Source organism: Bradyrhizobium sp. Leo170 (assembly GCF_004296405.1).
Taxonomy (GTDB): Bacteria; Pseudomonadota; Alphaproteobacteria; order Rhizobiales; family Xanthobacteraceae; genus Bradyrhizobium.
Genome location: NZ_PSRR01000062.1, coordinates 15,055 through 32,087 on the forward strand (window position 1 = coordinate 15,055; position 17,033 = coordinate 32,087).

Here is a 17,033-nt window from a genome sequence, read left to right on the forward strand (position 1 = left end):
GTCATGGCTGCGACTTCGCTGCGCCGCCTGACGTTTCACCCCCCGTTGCCGCCCCGCTCGAGCCCTTCTGGTCGCCCTCGCCCTGCGTGCGCTCGCGCCGCGAACGATGTTCGCCGTCCTTTGCCTGGCCATCTTTGGCCTGACCATCCTTGGCTTGGCCGTTCTTGGCATCCGGGCTGCGGCTGCGCTTGCGCGGCGCGAGATCGGCGGTCGGCGCGGCGTCGTCCTTGCCGACGATGACTTTCGATCCATCGGCGAGATTGGCAAATCCCGTCGTGACGACGCGGTCAGAGGCCGCGATCCCCTTGCCGATCACGGCGTCATGCTCGTTCTGCTGGATGACCGTCACCGGTTTTGCGGTGACGATATTGTCCTCGCCGATCACATAGCTGAATGTTCCGGCGGGCCCGCGCTGCACGGCCGAGGTCGGCACCACGATCGCCTTCGGCAACGTCTCGACCTTCAGCCGCACATTGACGAATTGGCCGGGCCAGAGCTGGAAATTGCCGTTGGGAAATTCCGCTTTCAGTTTCAGCGTGCCGGTGGTTGGGTCGACCTGATTGTCGATGCCGGTCAGTTTGCCGGTATCGATCACGGTCACGCCGTCATTGCCGAACACATCGACCGCGAGCGTGCCCTGGCCGGCCGCGGCATTCACCCGCACGATCTGCTGCTGCGGCAGGCTGAACCACACCGCGATCGGCTGCAACTGGGTGAGAACGACGAGGCCGGTGGTGTCGGAGCCATGGATGATGTTGCCCTGGTCGACTTGGCGGAGGCCCGCGCGGCCCGAGATCGGCGCAACGACCTTGGTGTAGCTCAGCGTCGCCGCCGCGTTGTCGATCGCGGCCTGATCTGCCTTCACCAGCGCTTCCTGCTGCGCAACCACCGCCTTCTGGGTGTCATACTGCTGCTTCGAACCGGCGTTGGTTTGAGCGAGCTGCTGGTAGCGCGCGAGGTCGAGCCGCTGGTTGGCGAGCAGCGCCTCATCCTGCGCCTTCTTGGCGACGGCCTGATCGTACTGCGCCTGATAGATCGCGGGATCGATTTCGGCGAGCACGTCTTCCTTCTTGACGTCCTGCCCCTCGACAAAGTTCACCTTGATCAGCTTGCCGTCGACCTGCGAGCGAACCGTGACCGTATTCAGCGCGCGCACCGAGCCGACGCCGTCGAGATAGACCGGCACGTCCTGCACGCGCGGCATGGCCGCCAGCACCGGCACCGGCAGGTCAGGCCGTGCGTTGGCGTTGTGGCCGCCCCCCTTCTGCTGCCAGGCCAGCCAGCCGATATAGCCGAGGCCGCCGAGGATTACGGCGGCAATGATCAGCGACACCATCCGCTTGAGCAGGCGCGACAACAAGCCCGGCTTGTTTACCTCCGCAGCCTTCGCGTTGTCCTTTGCTTCCGGCTTAAAGAGCATCGACCGATCTCTCCACCTTTGGCTCCCAGCCGCCGCCCAGCGCCTGATACAGGCTGATGATCGCCTGCAGGCGGGCCAGTTGCGCCTGCCACAGCGCGTCCTCGGCCTGGAATAGAGTCTGTTGGGTCTGTAGCACAGTTACGATGTCAGCAGTTCCGGCCTGCAACTGCTGTTCGGCCAATTGAAACGCCCGCTGTGACGACGCCACGACGTCACGCTGCAGCCTCAGCCGGATCGTGGTCTCGCGTATTGCCACCAGCGCGCTGTCGACGTCGGCAAAGGATTGCACCACCGCCTTGCGATAGGCTTGCAGCAGTTCATCCTGCTGCGCCTGCGTTAATTCGAAATTGCCGAGGATCCGCCCGCCGTCGAAGATCGGCTGCGTCGCGCTGCCGACCAGGCTGAAGAACGCCGCATGCGGCTGGAATAGCGCCGACAGCGCCGAACTCTGATAGCCGCCCTGCCCGGTCAACTGGATACTCGGAAAGAACTGCGCGCGGGCGCTGCCGACATTGGCGGTGGCGGCTGCGAGCTGTGCCTCCTGTCGCCTGATGTCGGGACGCTGCGTCAACAGCCCCGACGGCAGGCCCGGGGTTACCCGTGGAATGGCGATGTTGTTGAGCGAGCCGCCGGTGATGCGCACGCTCTCCGGCGGCCGCGACACCAGCGTCGCCAGCGCATTGATGTTCTGGTCGAGGGTCTGCCGGAGCGGTGGCACCAACGCGCGCTGGTTGGCCACCAGGCTCTCCTGCTGCGCGACGTCGAGATCGGTGCCGGTGCCGGCCTTGAAGCGATCCCTGATCGCGTTGAGGACACGCTCGGCGCTGGCGATGTTGCGCTGGGCGGTGCGAATTCGATCCTGCGACGTCAGCACCTGGAAATAGGCATTGGCAACGGCGGTCAGTGTGGTCAGCGCCACCACCTCGCGGTCGAAGCGGCTGGCGACCGCGGTCTCTTCCGCAGCCTGCGCAGCGTCGCGGTTCTGGCCCCAGAAATCGAGCTGATAGCTCGCGGCAAGCGAGGCGTTGTAATTGACCACCTCGCGCCCGCCGATGCTCAAGCCGCTTGCGCTCGAGCCGGAGGTACGCGAATAGGTCTCTGATCCACTGCCGGACAGCGTCGGCAGCAAGGCCGCGCCGGCAATCCGAGCCTGCGCGTCCGCTTGCTTGAAACGCGCCACCGCCGCCGCAATGTCCAGATTGACCCGCTGGGCTTCTTCCATCAGCGTCGTCAGTTCCGTCGAGCGAAAGCCACGCCACCAGTCGAGCGTCGGCGGCGCGTCTGAGGCCTTTGTCTGCCGCGCCGCCTTGTAGCCGCCGGGAATATCCAGCGCAGGATCGGGAAGATCCTTGGTCAGGATGCAGCCGGCCGAGCTCGCGGCAATCACAAAACCCGCAAACATGCGCAACACGGTTCGCAGGCTTGGCACAGGCGCGCGCAGCCGTGCGCCGACAGCAGCCCCCCGGATGCGCTGGGTCACCTCCGTTCTCCTCCGCGCGCCGAATCAAGTCGCGATGAGTTCGCAACGCGTTGGGGGATAGTCTGTAGAACCTTCACGGAGTGATGCTTCCAATGGAACCGCCCCGTCATACTACTCCGGGGGCATAGCAAGCGGACAGTCCTGCCAACCCGACGAGAGACCCTGGCCAAGTTCAACCAGGGAACCTCCGAATAGCAAGTTGTCCTTATCTTACAGGCCTTACTTCAATTTTGTCGGCACCGGAAGCTGCCGGAATCTTACGAAGATTTCATGGGGATTTCCGAGCGCCTGTTGCCCCGAATCCCCAATGCTCCGACACCATCCGGCACCCCATTTCGCGGACCGAGAGTCGCGAGGCAGATTGCCGCGGACCGGTGGGTCGATTCGGGCCGGCTCGCACCGCGGCGCAAGGGGGCCTTTCCCTTTTGCCGCCCCCGCACTAGGGTCAGCCGGGAGCGAAATAACCGGCAAAGAATACCCCCGACATGACAATCAACAACGACGTCGTCGAAGCCATCGGCAATACGCCGCTGATCAAGCTGAAGCGTGCCTCCGAGCTGACCGGATGCACCATCCTGGGCAAGGCCGAGTTCATGAATCCCGGCCAGTCGGTCAAGGACCGCGCCGGCAAGTGGATGATCCTGGAGGCGGAGAAACGTGGCGCGCTCAAGCCGGGCGGGCTGGTGGTGGAATCGACCGCCGGCAATACCGGCATCGGGCTCGCGGTCGTCGCCAGCGCCCGCGGCTACCGGACCCTGATCCTGATCCCAGAAACCCAGAGCCAGGAAAAGAAGGACATGCTGCGGCTGTGCGGCGCCGAATTGCTCGAGGTGCCGGCGCTGCCCTACTCCAATCCGAACAACTATCAGCATGTCGGCAAACGGCTAGCTGACGAACTTCGCAAGACTGAGCCGAACGGCGTGTTGTTCGCCGACCAGTGGAACAACCTCGACAACGCCAAGGCGCACTACGACTCGACCGGCCCGGAGATCTGGCAGCAGACCGGCGGCAAGGTCGACGGTTTCATCTGCTCGGTCGGCACCGGCGGCACGCTCGCCGGGATCAGCCGCGCCCTGAAGGAAAAGAACAACGGCATCGTCACCGCCTGCGCCGATCCGCACGGCTTTGCGATGTACGAACTGTTCAAGCATGGCGAGGCCAAATCGACGCCGGGCGACTCGATCACCGAGGGCATCGGTCTTGGCCGCGTCACGTCCATCATCGAGACCGCCAAGGTCGATGACGCCTTCCTGATTTCGGACGAAGAAGCGGTCACCGTGATTTACGAACTCCTGGAGCATGAGGGCCTCTGCCTCGGCGGTTCGACCGGCATCAACATCGCCGGCGCGATCCACCTGGCAAAGCAGCTCGGGCCCGGCAAGACGATCGTGACGATCCTCGCCGACTCCGGCAACCGCTATCAGTCCAAGCTCTTCAATCCGGATTTCATGCGCTCGAAGAACCTGCCGGTGCCGGCATGGCTCGAGAAGCGCACCAAGATCGACGTGCCGTTTGTTTAGGACGCGAGTAGTGAGTAGCGAATGGATTGCCCTATTCGCTACTCGCCATTCGCTATTCGCTCATCTCAAGATCTGACTGAGGAACAGCTTCGTCCGCGCGTGCTGCGGATGGGCGAAGAATTCCTTCGGCGTGTTCGACTCGATGATCTGGCCGGCGTCCATGAAGATGACGCGGTCGGCGACCTCGCGGGCAAATCCCATCTCGTGGGTGACGACCAGCATGGTCATGCCCTCTTTGGCGAGGTCGACCATGGTGTCCAGGACTTCCTTCACCATTTCCGGGTCGAGCGCCGAGGTCGGCTCGTCGAACAGCATCACCTTCGGGTTCATCGTGAGCGCACGCGCGATCGCGACGCGCTGCTGCTGGCCGCCGGACATCTGGCCCGGATATTTGCTGGCCTGATGCGGGATTTTTACCCGCTCCAGGAACTTCATCGCTGAGGCCTCTGCGTCCCTCTTCGGGATGTTGCGCACCCAGATCGGCGCCAGCGTACAGTTGTCGAGCACGGTCAGATGCGGAAACAGGTTGAAGCTCTGGAACACCATGCCAACCTCGCGCCGGACCTCGTCGACGCGCCGCAAGTTCGGACCGAGTTCAATGTTATCGACGATGATCTCGCCTTCCTGAAACTCCTCCAGCGCGTTGATGCAGCGGATCAGCGTCGACTTGCCGGAGCCCGAAGGGCCGCAGATCACGATGCGCTCGCCCCGGCCGACTTCGAGATTGATGTCGCGCAGCACGTGGAACTCGCCGTACCACTTGTTGAGGCCCTTGATGCTGACGATCGGATTCGAACTCATGGCGAATTTCACTCAGTTGCGCCGGTGCGCGTTCAGCCTGTTCTCGACGAACAGAGAATAGCGCGACATGCCGAAACAGAAGACGAAATAGATCAGCCCGGTGAAGGCAAAGCCGGTGAAAGCCGTGGTCGGCGTCGCCCAGGTGGGATCGCTGAAGGAAGCGCGCAATTGGCCGAGCAGGTCGAACAGCGCGACGATCGACACCAGCGAGGTGTCTTTGAACAGCGCGATGAAGCTGTTGACAAGGCCGGGAATGACGTGGCGCAGCGCCTGCGGCAGGACGATCAGCGCCGTCGTCTTCCACCAGGACAGGCCGAGCGCGCTTGCCGCCTCCCCCTGCCCGCGCGGGATCGCCTGCAGCCCACCCCTGATGACCTCGGCCTGATAGGCGCCGGCGAACAGCGCAATGCCGATCAGCGCGCGCACCAGACCGTCGATGGTGAAGCCGGTCGGCACGAACAGCGGCAGCATATAGGTCGCAAAGAACAGCACCGTGATCAGCGGCACGCCGCGCCAGAACTCGATGAAGGCGATCGAGAAAATACGGATCAAGGGGATGGTCGAGCGTCGGCCGAGCGCCAGCGCAATGCCGACCGGCATCGAAGTGACGATGCCTGTCACCGAAACGACCAGCGTCACCAGCAAGCCGCCCCACAGCCGGGTGTCGACCACGGGGAAGCCGCCGCGGTCGAGCTTCATGACTGATATCACCAGCCCAATGCCGGCAAAGGTCGCGAGACTGACGACCAGCGGCCGCCAGCCGGTGCGGAAACCGCCACCGAGGAAGAACAGCAGCAGCGAGACGATCACGGCGGTGATCGCGAAATCGATCCAGACCGGCTGGCCTGCGCTCTGGATCTGGTCGAGCAGCCATTGCAGGGGTAGCAGCCCCCAGGAGATCACCGTGCTGATCAGGACGATCAGCTTTCCGAGCCCCCAGAGCGCCGGCCCGATCACGGCGGCGGCTTCGCCGGCCGCCGCGAGCTTGCGCCCGCCGTCGCCGATGCTGTCGTTGAAGCCCGACAATAGCGACGTGATCCAGCTCACGGCAAAACCATCGAGCCCGCCGCCGCGCAGCAAGAAGAATGCGACCACCGGAAAAGCCAGGAAGAACAGGCTGGCATTGTTGCCCTTGGCCGGGAGCCGAGGAATCAACAGCGGCAACAGCAGCACAGCCGCCAGGAAGAAGGTCAGGTTGACCCGCCAGCGCTCCGGCTCCGGATAGAATCCATAGATGAACTGGCTGAGCTTGGCCTGGATGAACGGCCAGCAGGCGCCGACCGGATGCCCGGCAGTCTCGGCCAGGCACGCGGCGCGGTCCGTGCCGGTCCAGACTGCATCCACAAACAGGAATTTGACCGTGGGGACGAGCACGAACCACAGCAGGAGCACGCTGACGATCGTGATCAGGATGTTGGTCGGCGAATTGAACAGCCGCGTGCGCAGGAAGCCCACGAGACCCGTGGTCTTCACCGGCGCGGGCCGCTGCGGAACGAGTTCCTCGCGGACGAAATTGGAAACGGCGAAATCGCTCATCAGCCCATGCTCCGACTGATCCGCCAGCCATAGAAGCTCATGATCGCGCTCGTCACCAGCGAGATCAGGAGATAGACGCCCATGGTGATGCCGATGATCTCGATCGCCTGGCCGGTCTGGCTCAGCGTCGTTCCGGCGAACACCGACACCAGGTCGGGATAGCCGATCGCGACCGCGAGCGAGGAGTTCTTGGTGAGGTTGAGATACTGGTTGGTGAGCGGCGGTAGGATCACGCGCATCGCCTGCGGGATCACGATCAGCCGCAGCACCTCACCGCGGTGCAGCCCGAGCGAGGAGCCGGCCTCCATCTGTCCCTTGTGCACGGACAGGATGCCGGCGCGCACGATCTCGGCGATGAAAGCGGCTGTGTAGGTCGACAGCGCAAGCGTCAGCGCCACGAACTCCGGAATCAGGCGCGAGCCGCCGGCGAAATTGAAGCCCCTCAGCACTGGCATCTCGAAGGTAACCGGCGCGCCGAAGATCAGCGACGTCACCAGCGGCAGCCCGATCAGAAGGCCCAGCAGGTAGGGCCAGATCGTGATCATCCTGCCATACTGGTAGAGCTGCCGCCGCGCGTAGCGCCAAAGCACCAGCGCCGCCACGATCGCAACCAAGACCGCGACGACAAACGGTTCGAAGCCGGGATTGCCAATCGGCCTTGGAATCACCAGGCCGCGGTTGTTGAGGAAGAACATGCCGAACACGGAGACGCTCTGCCGCGGACTGGGCAGAGCCGCGAGCACCGCCAGATACCAAAACAGTATCTGAAACAAGATCGGCAGGTTGCGCACCAGTTCGACATAGGCGCCGGAAATCCGCGACAACAGCCAGTTCGGCGACAGCCGCCCGAGCGCCACCATGAAGCCGATCACGGTGGCGAAGAAGATGCCGATCACCGAGACCAGCAGCGTATTCACCAGTCCCACGAAGAAGACGCGCGTATAAGTGTCCGAGCCCGTGTACGGGATCAGGTTCTGGCTGACGTCAAAGCCAGCGGTGTTCTGCAGGAAGCCAAAGCCTGCGGTGATCCGCTGCGCCTGAAGGTTGGCGCGGGCATTGGCCACGATCTCATAGGCAATCCAGGCGAGCACGGCGACGAACAGGAGCTGGAGGACGAAGCCTCCCCATCCTGCGCGGCCGCCGAGCGCACGTTGCAGCTTGAGCAAAAACTGCGACGGTGGTTTCCGGGGCTCGATGGCCATCGCCGCACGCCTATCGGATCAGCGGATCGGCGGCGCGTACTGGATACCGCCCTTATTCCAGAGGTTATTGAGACCGCGGGCGATGCCGAGTTTCGAGCCCGCGCCGACGTTGCGATCAAACGCCTCGCCGTAATTACCGACCGACTTCACGATCCGCGCGAACCAGTCCTTGGTCAAGCCGAGCTGTTCGCCGAGATTGCCGTCGGTGCCGAAGGCGCGCTTCAGCTCCGGCTTGTCAGATTTGGCCATCTCGTCGACGTTCTTCTGGGTGACGGAGAGTTCCTCGGCATCGACCATCGCAAACAGCGTCCATTTCACGATGTCGAACCATTGGTCGTCGCCATGGCGGACCATCGGGCCGAGCGGCTCCTTGGAGATCACCTCAGGCAGGACGACGTGGTCGGCGGGATTGGCGAGCTTCAGGCGCTCGGCGTAAAGCTGTGAGACGTCGGAAGTGAAGACGTCGCAGCGGCCGGATTCATAGGCCTTCACCGTCTCATCGGCAGAGGCGAACGCGATCACCTCATACTTCATGTTGTTGCCCTTGAAGTAGTCGGCGAGGTTCTGCTCGGTCGTGGTTCCGGTCTGCACGCAAACCGAGGCGCTGTTCAACTCCAGCGCTGAATTGACCTTCAGCGACTTCTTCACCAGGAAGCCCTGCCCGTCATAATAGGTCACGCCGGTGAAGTTGGCGCCGAGCGAGGTATCGCGCGACAGCGTCCAGGTGGTGTTGCGCGACAGCACGTCGATCTCGCCGGACTGCAGCGCGGTAAAGCGGTCTTTCGCCGACAGCGGCACGAACTTGACCTTGGTGCCATCGTTGAAGATCGCCGCCGCGATTGCGCGGCAGACGTCCACATCAAGCCCGGTCCAGTTCCCCTTGTCGTCGGGGGACGAGAATCCGGGCAGGCCCTGGCTGACCCCGCAGGACAGCATGCCCCGGTCCTTGACCGTCTTAAGGGTTTGCGCCGAAGCGCCCTGCGCCGAGAGGCCGGCGGCAAGGGCAAGTGTGAGAACCAGCGATACGCGTTTCATGGCAGGGCCTTTCAAGGGGTCGTCCGGGAAGGTTTGCGTGCGGTCGCCTCAAACGTTAACGGACCGACCGATGATCCCCAGCGAATCGCCGAACTGGCCTGCATCTTGCGTGCCAGTCAGCCAAGCGTTGGATCGAAGGTCGCGGCAGGCCCCTCAACGTGCGGCGACTTGAAGTTGGGCGCATCACATAGTGACTGACGAGCCGGGTCAAGGGGTTGACGTAGCTCTTCCCTGTCCTGTTATTAAAAACCCGGCCCGGGCCCGCTTCTTCCGACGCGTCACGGCTGCTGCGGCAAAAAGTCTTTAACGGCGAGCGCATGAGCTTTTCCAACGACGGACCGGTCCCCCCACAACAGCCCGAAACCCGCTTGGTGACCGCGGGCCGGGACACTGAGGCCCAGAAGGGCTTCGTCAATCCGCCGGTTGTCCACGGTTCCACCGTGCTCTATCCGACCGCGGACGACCTCCATGCCCATCGCGGCGAATATCAGTATGGCCGCCACGGCACGCCGACGACGCGGGCGCTGCAGGACGTGCTGATGGCGCTGGAGGGGCCGCAGTGCGCCGGCGTCGGGCTGACGCCATCGGGCCTCGCGGCGATCAGCACGGCGCTATTGTCGGTGCTCAAGGCCGGGGACCATCTCCTGGTCTGCGACAACGTCTACCGCCCCTCGCGCAATTTCTGCAACGGCCTGCTGGCGCGCTATGGGGTGGAGACCACCTATTTCGATCCGCTCGTGGGCGCTGGCATCGAAGCGCTGTTCAAGCCGAACACGCGCGCGGTGCTGGTCGAAGCGCCGGGCTCGCAATCCTTCGAGATGCCTGACATTCCCGCGATCGCTGCCGTCGCGCATGCGCGCACCGCGCTCGTGATCGACGACAACACCTGGGCGACCCCGCTCTATCACCGGTCGCTGGAGCAAGGCGTCGACATCAGCATCCAGGCGGCGACCAAGTATATCGGCGGCCATTCCGACATCATGTTCGGCACCATTTCGGCCAATGCCGAGGCGTGGCCGCTGCTCGCCGAGGGCATCCGCCTGCTCGGCGTCTGCGCCGGGCCCGACGACGTCTATCTGGCGCTGCGCGGCGTCCGCACGCTGTCGGTCCGGCTGGCGCAGCATTACCGTTCCGGACTGGAGATGGCGCGCTGGCTGCAGGTGCGTCCCGAAGTAGCGCGGGTGGTGCACCCCGCGCTCGAGAGCGATCCGGGCCACGCGATCTGGAAGCGCGATTTCACCGGCGCCTCGGGCCTGTTCAGCATCGTGCTGCAGCCGGCCTCACAGAAAGCGGTCGACGCCCTGCTGGACACCGTCAAGCTGTTCGGCATGGGCTATTCCTGGGGCGGCTTCGAAAGCCTGGTCATCCCCTTCGACTGCAGCGACTATCGCACAGCCACCAAATGGGCGCCGGGCGGTCCGACGCTGCGGCTCCATATCGGGCTCGAAAACATCGACGACCTCAAGGCCGATCTCGATCGCGGCTTTGCCGCGCTCAAGGCGGCGATGTAAGCGCACAAGTACCGGGATTTTGCGGGCTTTCGGCGCGACCAAATAACCGCGCGTTCACCATGACGAAGAACTCCAAATCCTCGTCAGGCAAATCAGCCCGCTCATCAAGTTCCCTTACACCTTTGCTGCCTTAGTCATGCTCCCGGGTTGGGCTGCCATCGCCGTGCGGCGTTGGCAGTCTGGGGTAAGCGTAAGCAGTCAAGCGTATGAATATCGCACGTATCGTCGTCCTGACCATCGCGCTTGGTGCGGGCGGCGTCGCGGCCTATTTGGTCCGCCAGCCCGAGACCAAGCCTGGTCCGGCCGAGCCGGTCGCGCAGCAACTGCCGACCGTCGAAGTTCTGGTCGCGCAGTCCGATATCGGCCTCGGCCAATCGGTCAAGCAGGAGAACCTGCAATGGCAGGCTTGGCCGGCCGCGACCGCGAGCAACAATTTCATCCGCCGTAACGACAGGCCAGATGCCATCAAGGACGTGATCGGCTCGATCGCGCGCGCGCCGCTCATCGCCGGCGAGCCGATCCGGGAGCAGAAGCTCGTCAAGGCGGACGGATCGGGCTTCATGGCGGCGATCCTGCCCCCTGGCAGCCGCGCGGTCTCGACGGAAATCTCGGCAGAGACCGCTGCAGGCGGCTTCATCCTGCCGAACGACCGCGTCGACGTCATCCTCAGCAGGCGCGAGAAGAACCCGGACCAGCACAGCGCGGATCTCGTCCGTTCGGAGATTATCCTGAACAATATCCGCGTGCTCGCCATCGATCAGGCGCCGAAGGAGAAGGACGGTGCCAATTCCCTGCTCGGCAAGACCGTCACGCTTGAATTGAAGCCCGAGCAGACCGAGACGCTGGCGCGGTCGCGCCAATCCGGCGTCCTGTCGCTCGCGCTGCGCAGCATCGCCGACGTCAACGTCGCCGACAGCGCCTCCCAAGATCAGCCCCCGAAGCGGGGCCAGAGCATCAACGTGGTTCGCTACGGCGTCCCGAGCTCGACAACGACACAGAAGTGAGAAGGACGCCTGCCATGAAATGCGGTCGAACCAGATTTGCGATGCGGTCTTCGCTGGTCCGCATCCTCTTGCTTTCGGCCGCGGCCGCACTGGCGTTCTCGCCGGTCATTGCCGCCGATTCCGAGACCCAAGGCGCGCAACCGGTTGCCAGTTCGCCGGCCAAGACCCGATTCCTGGCGCTCGGCGTCGGCAAATCCGTGATCGTCGATCTGCCGCGCGACGTGAAGGACGTCCTGGTCGCCGATCCCAAGATCGCCAACGCCGTCGTCCGCTCGGCGCAGCGTGCCTACATCATCGGCGCGGCGGTCGGGCAGACCAACGTCGTGTTCTTCGATGCCGACGGCCAGCAGGTCGCCGCCTATGACATCGCGGTGAAGCGCGACCTCAACGGCGTGCGCGCCGCGCTGAAGCAGACGCTGCCGGGCATCCAGATCGAAGGCGTCGGCGACGGCGTGATCCTGACCGGTTCGGTGTCGTCTCCGATCGAGGCCCAGCAGGCCGGTGACCTCGCGGCGCGGCTGGTCGGCGGCGCCGACAAGGTCGTCAACTCCATCACGGTGCGCGGCCGCGACCAGGTGATGCTGAAGGTCAATGTTTCCGAAGTGCGGCGCGACATCGTCAAGCAGATGGGCGTCGATCTTTCGGCCAACATGAACTACGGCACGGCGATCGTGAACTTCAACAACTCCAACCCGTTTACGGCCTTTGGCCGCCCGCTGGTGCCAGACAATGGCGGCACTGTCGCCGCGGTCGCCAAGGGCCTCCCGACCGTCACCGCCACCTTGCGCGCGATGGAAAGCGCGGGCGTGGCGCGAACGCTGGCCGAGCCCAACCTGACCGCGATCTCCGGGGAATCGGCGACCTTCATCGCCGGCGGCGAATTTCCGATCCCCGCCGGCTATTCCTGCGATCCGGTCACGCATGTCTGCACGACCCAGATCCAGTTCAAGAAGTTCGGCATCTCCCTCAACTTCACCCCGGTGGTGCTGACCGAAGGCCGCATCAGCCTGCGCGTCATGACGGAAGTGTCCGAGCTCTCCACCGACAATGCCATCACGCTGAACCAGGGCGGCACGTCGCTGACCGTTCCTTCGATCACCACCCGCCGCGCCGAGACCACGCTGGAAATCCCCTCCGGCGGCTCGATGGCGATGGCCGGCCTGATCCAGCAGAAGACCAAGCAGGCCATCAACGGCATGCCCGGCGTCGACCAGTTGCCCATCCTTGGCGCGCTGTTCAGGAGCCAGGACTTCGTCAACAACGAGACCGAGCTGATGGTGCTGGTGACGCCCTATGTCGTGCGTGCGGTCGCCCAGAAGGAATTGTCGCGGCCCGATGACGGGTTCGCGCCGGCGGCCGATTCGCAATCGACGCTGCTCGCCCGCATCAACCGCATCTACGGTGTGGCGGCGCGCGCCGAGCCGGTCGGAGCCTATCCCGCCAATTTCGGCTTCATCATTGACTGAGCTTGGGGGCGCGACGATGACGGGCAGAGCACATCACCATCGCATATTGTACCGGCTGGGCGCCCTCGTCGGCCTGTCGGTCGCGCTTGCTGCCTGCCGCAGTGGCGGCGATGACCTTACGACCGCGACCGTTCCCAACGACTACCGTCTGCGGCATCCGATTGCCGTCACCGAAGCCGATCGCTCGATGGTCATCTTTGTCGGGCCCGGCCGGGCCGGCCTGACCGCTCCGCAGCGCGCCGATGTGATGGGACTGGCGCGAACGTGGACCCGCGAAGGCACCGGCGCGATCATCGCCGAGGTGCCGGTCGACACGCCGAATGCGCGGGCGGCCGGCGCGACCTATCAGGAAATCCGCTCGCTGCTCGCGGCCGGGGGCGTGCCCGCGCGCTCCATCACGCTGCGCAATTACCATCCCGACGATCCGCGCACGCTGGCGACGATCCGCCTGAGCTATCCGAAGATCACCGCGGTCGCTGGTCCCTGCGGGTTGTGGCCGGAGGATCTCGGCCCTTCGATCGACAATTACGGCTACAACCAGAACAAGCCCTACTACAATCTGGGTTGCGCGAGCCAGCGCAACCTGGCGGCGATGATCGACAATCCCGCCGACCTCGAACAGCCCCGCGCCGAGACGCCGGCCTACTCGCCGCGGCGTGACGTGGCGTTCGAGAAGTACCGAAAGGGTGTTTCGACCACCACCACCTATCCCGAAGCCGACAACGCCAAGCTCAGCAATACAGGCAAATGATCAGCCGCGCCCAACATCCTGACAACGAGACCGACGCCGCGCCGCACGCCGACGACTATATCGCCCCTGCCCCGCGCGTGTCGGTGCAGGCGTTCTGCGCGACGGTGGCGACCGCAACAACCGTGAAGGCCGCGAGCGAGGATCGCCGTCTCGCCAACGCGCATCTCTCGGTGCATATGGGCGGCATCGCTGCGGCGATCGACGCCTATCACACGGCACCGACCCCGAACGTCATCTTGCTCGAGACCGAGAGCGGCAGCGACTTCCTCGCCGGCCTCGACGAGCTTGCAACCGTTTGTGACGCCGGCACCCGCGTTGTCGTGATCGGCAGGGCCGACGACAAGGCGCCCTATCGCGAACTGGTGCGCCGCGGCGTCAACGACTATGTGGTCGGCCCGGTCGAGGTGCTCGACGTGGTGCGCTCGATCTGCGGCCTGTTCTCGGCGTCCGAGGCAATCACTGTCGGCAGGATGATCGCGGTCTGCGGCGCCAAGGGCGGCGTCGGCGCGTCCACGGTCGCGCATAACATCGCCTGGGCGATCGCGCGCGACGTCGGGCTTGATTCGGTCGTGATCGATCTCGACCTCGCGTTCGGCACAGCCAGCCTCGATTACAATCAGGACCCGGTCCAGGGCATCGCCAATGCGGTGTTCCAGGCGGAGCGCCCGGACAGCGCGCTGATGGAGCGCCTGCTTGCGAAATGCACCGACCATCTCAGCCTGCTGGCGGCGCCGGTGACGCTGGAGCAGGTCTATGATTTCGGCGCCGACGCCTTCGACGCCATCTTCGACACGCTGCGCATGACGACGCCCTGCATCGTGCTCGACGTGCCCCACCAATGGACCGCCTGGACGCGCCGCGCCCTGATCGGCGCCGACGACATCCTGATCGTCGCCGAGCCCGATCTGGCCAACATGCGCAACACCAAGAACATGATGAACACGCTGAAGGCGGCGCGGCCCAACGACCGTCCCCCGCTGTACTGCCTCAATCAGGTCGGCATGACCAAGCGGCCGGAGATCGAGGTGCGCGCCTTCGCCAAGACCATCGACAGCCAGCCGATCGCCGCCATCCCCTTCGATTCGAAGCTGTTCGGCACCGCCGCCAATAACGGCCAGATGATCGCGGAGATCGCCAGCAATCATCGCATCACCAAGACGTTCCTGCAGATCGCGCAGCGGATGACCGGGCGCGCCGACACAAGGACACAGCGCAATTCGCTGTTGTCGCCGATCATCAAGAAACTGCGCGCGGTCGGTGCCCGATCGAAAGGCGTCTCGGCCTAGCCCCCGCGTGTCAATCTGACTCGGCGGCCGCCGCCACCGGGATCTTCTCGCCGCCCCGCGGCCCTTCCTTGCGGGCCAGCACACGCTTCAATGCCGCGACATTGGCGGCGGCTTCCTCCGGCGGCACATCCGCCTTCACGATGCTCTCCGCCTCGCCGGTGCGGCCCTGCAGGCCGACCGCGAGCGCCAAATTGGCCTTGATCCGCTGATGGTTCGGCGCGCGGCTGCGGGCTTTGCGCAGCGTCTCCTCGGCTTGCGGCAATTCCTTCGACAGCACATAGGACAGCCCGAGATTGGACAGCACCGACGGCTCATCGGGTGCGATCTTGAGCGCGCTCGCATAGTATTGCCGCGCCTCGTCGTGGCGGTCGAGCTGATCGAGCGCCGCCCCCTGCGCGGACAGGATCCGCCAATCCGGATCATCCGGGCTGTGGGCGCGGCCGAGCACGTCGAAGGCCTGCTGGAAATTACCGTTGTCGGCGAGCGCCCGCCCATAGCCGGCGAGCAGCGCCTTGTTGTTCGGCTGGGTCATCGAGGCCTGCTCGAGGATGGCGACCGCCTGCGCGCGCTGCCCGGTGGCGCGCAGCGCCTTGGCGTATTGCAACGCTGCTGCGGCATCCTTCGGATCGGCCTTGAAGCGCTCTTGGTAGGTCTCGAGGTCGCGCCGCGGGTCGGCGGTTGGCCGGCTGGCCTCAGCCGTGTCGCCGAGCGATCCCGTGATGTCCGAAGGGCTGGATGTCTGGCAGCCGCTAAGCGCCAGCACCAGGGCCGCCGATGCTGCCGCGCCGACGAGGAGCCTTGCGGCGGAGGATCGGTGAAGCAACTTCTGGGACATGTACCCTGACCACGGTCGGCGATTGCCCAGAATGCTTCGCAGCTTAACCCTAAATCCGGGTTAAGAGAGTTCCGTCCGCGGCAGATATCGATCAACCCTGCCGCTCACCTCGCCGCTGGAGAGTCTCATTGGCCGCGGCGCGCGCCACGCCTAATCGACGAACTGAGCGCCGAACTCGCAGCCGATCCGCCAGGCGAGACGGCATTGGCGCGGGCTGCCGTTCGAAAGGATGATGGTGAATTCAGAGGGAATTTCCGCATATTCGGCGATCACCTTGACGCCGCCATCGGAGATGTCCGTGATCATGCAGTCCCGCGGCAGGGTGCCGGTGCCGAACTGGATCTTGGCGAGACTCCTGCACAGACGACGCTCGCTCTTACGTCGATTGACGAACATGTCGACCCCCAGCCCCTACTCATTGATTAGCCCGTTTGTTCTCCTGCTGTAGCGAGAAATCGTTGGAATCTGGCTAGCAGGACTGCTCGCAGTTGAACTGTCGCCTTCAAACTCCATTTACCGGCTCTGCCGGCCTTTTCCTCGAAATGACGCAATCTCAAGCAAACGAGGGCTAGGCGCAGGTGAATTCCTGTGTCCATTCCTTGGGAACAAATGGGTTGATCGCTCCCTGCGAAAGCACGGACCCATAACCACAGGGAGCTGTTGTGGCACGAGCAAGCGGTTGCGCTTGAAGCTGTAGGGTGGGCAAAGGCGCACTTGCGCCGTGCCCACCACCCAGCGCCGCGCTCGCGATGGTGGGCACGCTTCCGCCTTCGCTCGTTGAGCTACGGCGGACAAGTCGCTTTGCCCACCCTGCGGCGTCGCCGCAAGTCTGATTCAATTTTCAAACCGCAGGCCTGTAGGACGGGTAGAGCGAAGCGAAACCCATCGCGATGGAGTAAGCGGTGCCAATGATGGGTTTCGCTTCTCTACCCATCCTACGATGTCGTCCCTGCTTTCGCCAGGACGACGCTGTCATTGCGAGCGCAGCGAAGCAATCCATGGCGCCGCAAGTGGAGGCATGGATTGCTTCGCTACGCTCGCAATGACGGGGTGAGGTCTGATTCAAATTTCAAACAGCGGAGGGATGTGAGTCCGCATTCTCGCGGCGCATTTGCGTCCGAGCTTTGCATCTCGCTTCACCCTCTCATCGCATAGAGGGCGCAGGGAAAGCCGGGTGCCGGTTGCA

The 17,033-nt window shown here is 64.3% G+C and carries 14 protein-coding genes; 6 read left to right on the forward strand and 8 right to left on the reverse strand.

Translation table 11 applies throughout. The features are described from left to right. Position 1: 1 nt before the first annotated feature. Both CWO89_RS13660 and CWO89_RS13665 read right to left on the reverse strand, forming a co-directional pair. Positions 2-1,420: an efflux RND transporter periplasmic adaptor subunit gene (locus CWO89_RS13660; protein WP_130579196.1), complete on the reverse strand. Its 1,419-nt coding sequence runs from the start codon at positions 1,418-1,420 to the stop codon at positions 2-4. Then, positions 1,410-2,822: an efflux transporter outer membrane subunit gene (locus tag CWO89_RS13665; RefSeq protein ID WP_130579220.1), complete on the reverse strand. Its 1,413-nt coding sequence runs from the start codon at positions 2,820-2,822 to the stop codon at positions 1,410-1,412. Before CWO89_RS13665 ends, CWO89_RS13660 begins: the two co-directional genes overlap by 11 nt. Before the next feature lie 563 nt (positions 2,823-3,385). Here CWO89_RS13665 and CWO89_RS13670 point away from each other — a divergent pair. Then, positions 3,386-4,420 carry a cysteine synthase A gene (locus tag CWO89_RS13670; protein WP_130579198.1) on the forward strand — a complete coding sequence of 345 codons (1,035 nt, stop codon included), beginning with the start codon at positions 3,386-3,388 and terminating at the stop codon, positions 4,418-4,420. Positions 4,421-4,480: 60 nt separating this feature from the next. Here CWO89_RS13670 and CWO89_RS13675 read toward each other — a convergent pair whose 3' ends face one another. From CWO89_RS13675 to CWO89_RS13690, 4 genes are read right to left on the reverse strand one after another with little or no spacing between them, the layout of a single operon-like run. Beyond that, positions 4,481-5,221 (reverse strand): amino acid ABC transporter ATP-binding protein, encoded by a 741-nt coding sequence (locus CWO89_RS13675; protein ID WP_130579200.1) that lies wholly within the window; start codon positions 5,219-5,221, stop codon positions 4,481-4,483. Positions 5,222-5,233: 12 nt separating this feature from the next. Further along, positions 5,234-6,757, reverse strand: a complete 1,524-nt coding sequence (locus tag CWO89_RS13680) for an amino acid ABC transporter permease (protein ID WP_130579201.1) — start codon at positions 6,755-6,757, stop codon at positions 5,234-5,236. Beyond that, positions 6,757-7,959, reverse strand: a complete 1,203-nt coding sequence (locus CWO89_RS13685) for an amino acid ABC transporter permease (protein ID WP_130579203.1) — start codon at positions 7,957-7,959, stop codon at positions 6,757-6,759. Before CWO89_RS13685 ends, CWO89_RS13680 begins: the two co-directional genes overlap by 1 nt. 18 nt (positions 7,960-7,977) lie before the next feature. Then, the gene (locus tag CWO89_RS13690; protein ID WP_130579205.1) at positions 7,978-8,994 is read right to left on the reverse strand and encodes an amino acid ABC transporter substrate-binding protein; all 1,017 of its coding nucleotides are present in this window, start codon (positions 8,992-8,994) and stop codon (positions 7,978-7,980) included. Positions 8,995-9,311: 317 nt separating this feature from the next. On the opposite strand from CWO89_RS13690, the gene metC reads away from it, so the two are divergent. The 5 genes from metC to CWO89_RS13715 all read left to right on the forward strand — a co-directional run bounded on the left by metC (position 9,312) and on the right by CWO89_RS13715 (position 15,012). Beyond that, a complete protein-coding gene (gene metC / locus CWO89_RS13695) occupies positions 9,312-10,505 on the forward strand; it encodes a cystathionine beta-lyase (RefSeq protein WP_130579207.1) in 1,194 nt (397 codons plus the stop codon). Between the two features lie 206 nt (positions 10,506-10,711). Further along, on the forward strand, positions 10,712-11,509 hold the full coding sequence (cpaB, locus tag CWO89_RS13700; RefSeq protein ID WP_130579209.1) for a Flp pilus assembly protein CpaB: 798 nt from the start codon (positions 10,712-10,714) through the stop codon (positions 11,507-11,509). 14 nt (positions 11,510-11,523) lie between these two features. Continuing rightward, entirely contained in the window at positions 11,524-12,975 is a 1,452-nt protein-coding gene (locus tag CWO89_RS13705; RefSeq protein ID WP_130579210.1) for a type II and III secretion system protein family protein, read from the forward strand. Positions 12,976-12,991: 16 nt separating this feature from the next. After that, on the forward strand, positions 12,992-13,726 hold the full coding sequence (locus CWO89_RS13710) for a CpaD family pilus assembly protein (RefSeq protein WP_130579212.1): 735 nt from the start codon (positions 12,992-12,994) through the stop codon (positions 13,724-13,726). Beyond that, positions 13,723-15,012, forward strand: a complete 1,290-nt coding sequence (locus tag CWO89_RS13715; RefSeq protein WP_130579214.1) for a CpaE/TadZ family protein — start codon at positions 13,723-13,725, stop codon at positions 15,010-15,012. The genes CWO89_RS13710 and CWO89_RS13715 overlap by 4 nt, the downstream gene beginning before the upstream one ends. A 10-nt stretch (positions 15,013-15,022) precedes the next feature. On the opposite strand, the gene CWO89_RS13720 is transcribed toward CWO89_RS13715, so the two are convergent. Both CWO89_RS13720 and CWO89_RS13725 read right to left on the reverse strand, forming a co-directional pair. Beyond that, entirely contained in the window at positions 15,023-15,847 is an 825-nt protein-coding gene (locus CWO89_RS13720; protein WP_130579216.1) for a tetratricopeptide repeat protein, read from the reverse strand. Between the two features lie 150 nt (positions 15,848-15,997). Next, on the reverse strand, positions 15,998-16,243 hold the full coding sequence (locus CWO89_RS13725; RefSeq protein ID WP_028166833.1) for a PilZ domain-containing protein: 246 nt from the start codon (positions 16,241-16,243) through the stop codon (positions 15,998-16,000). Positions 16,244-17,033 lie beyond the last annotated feature (790 nt).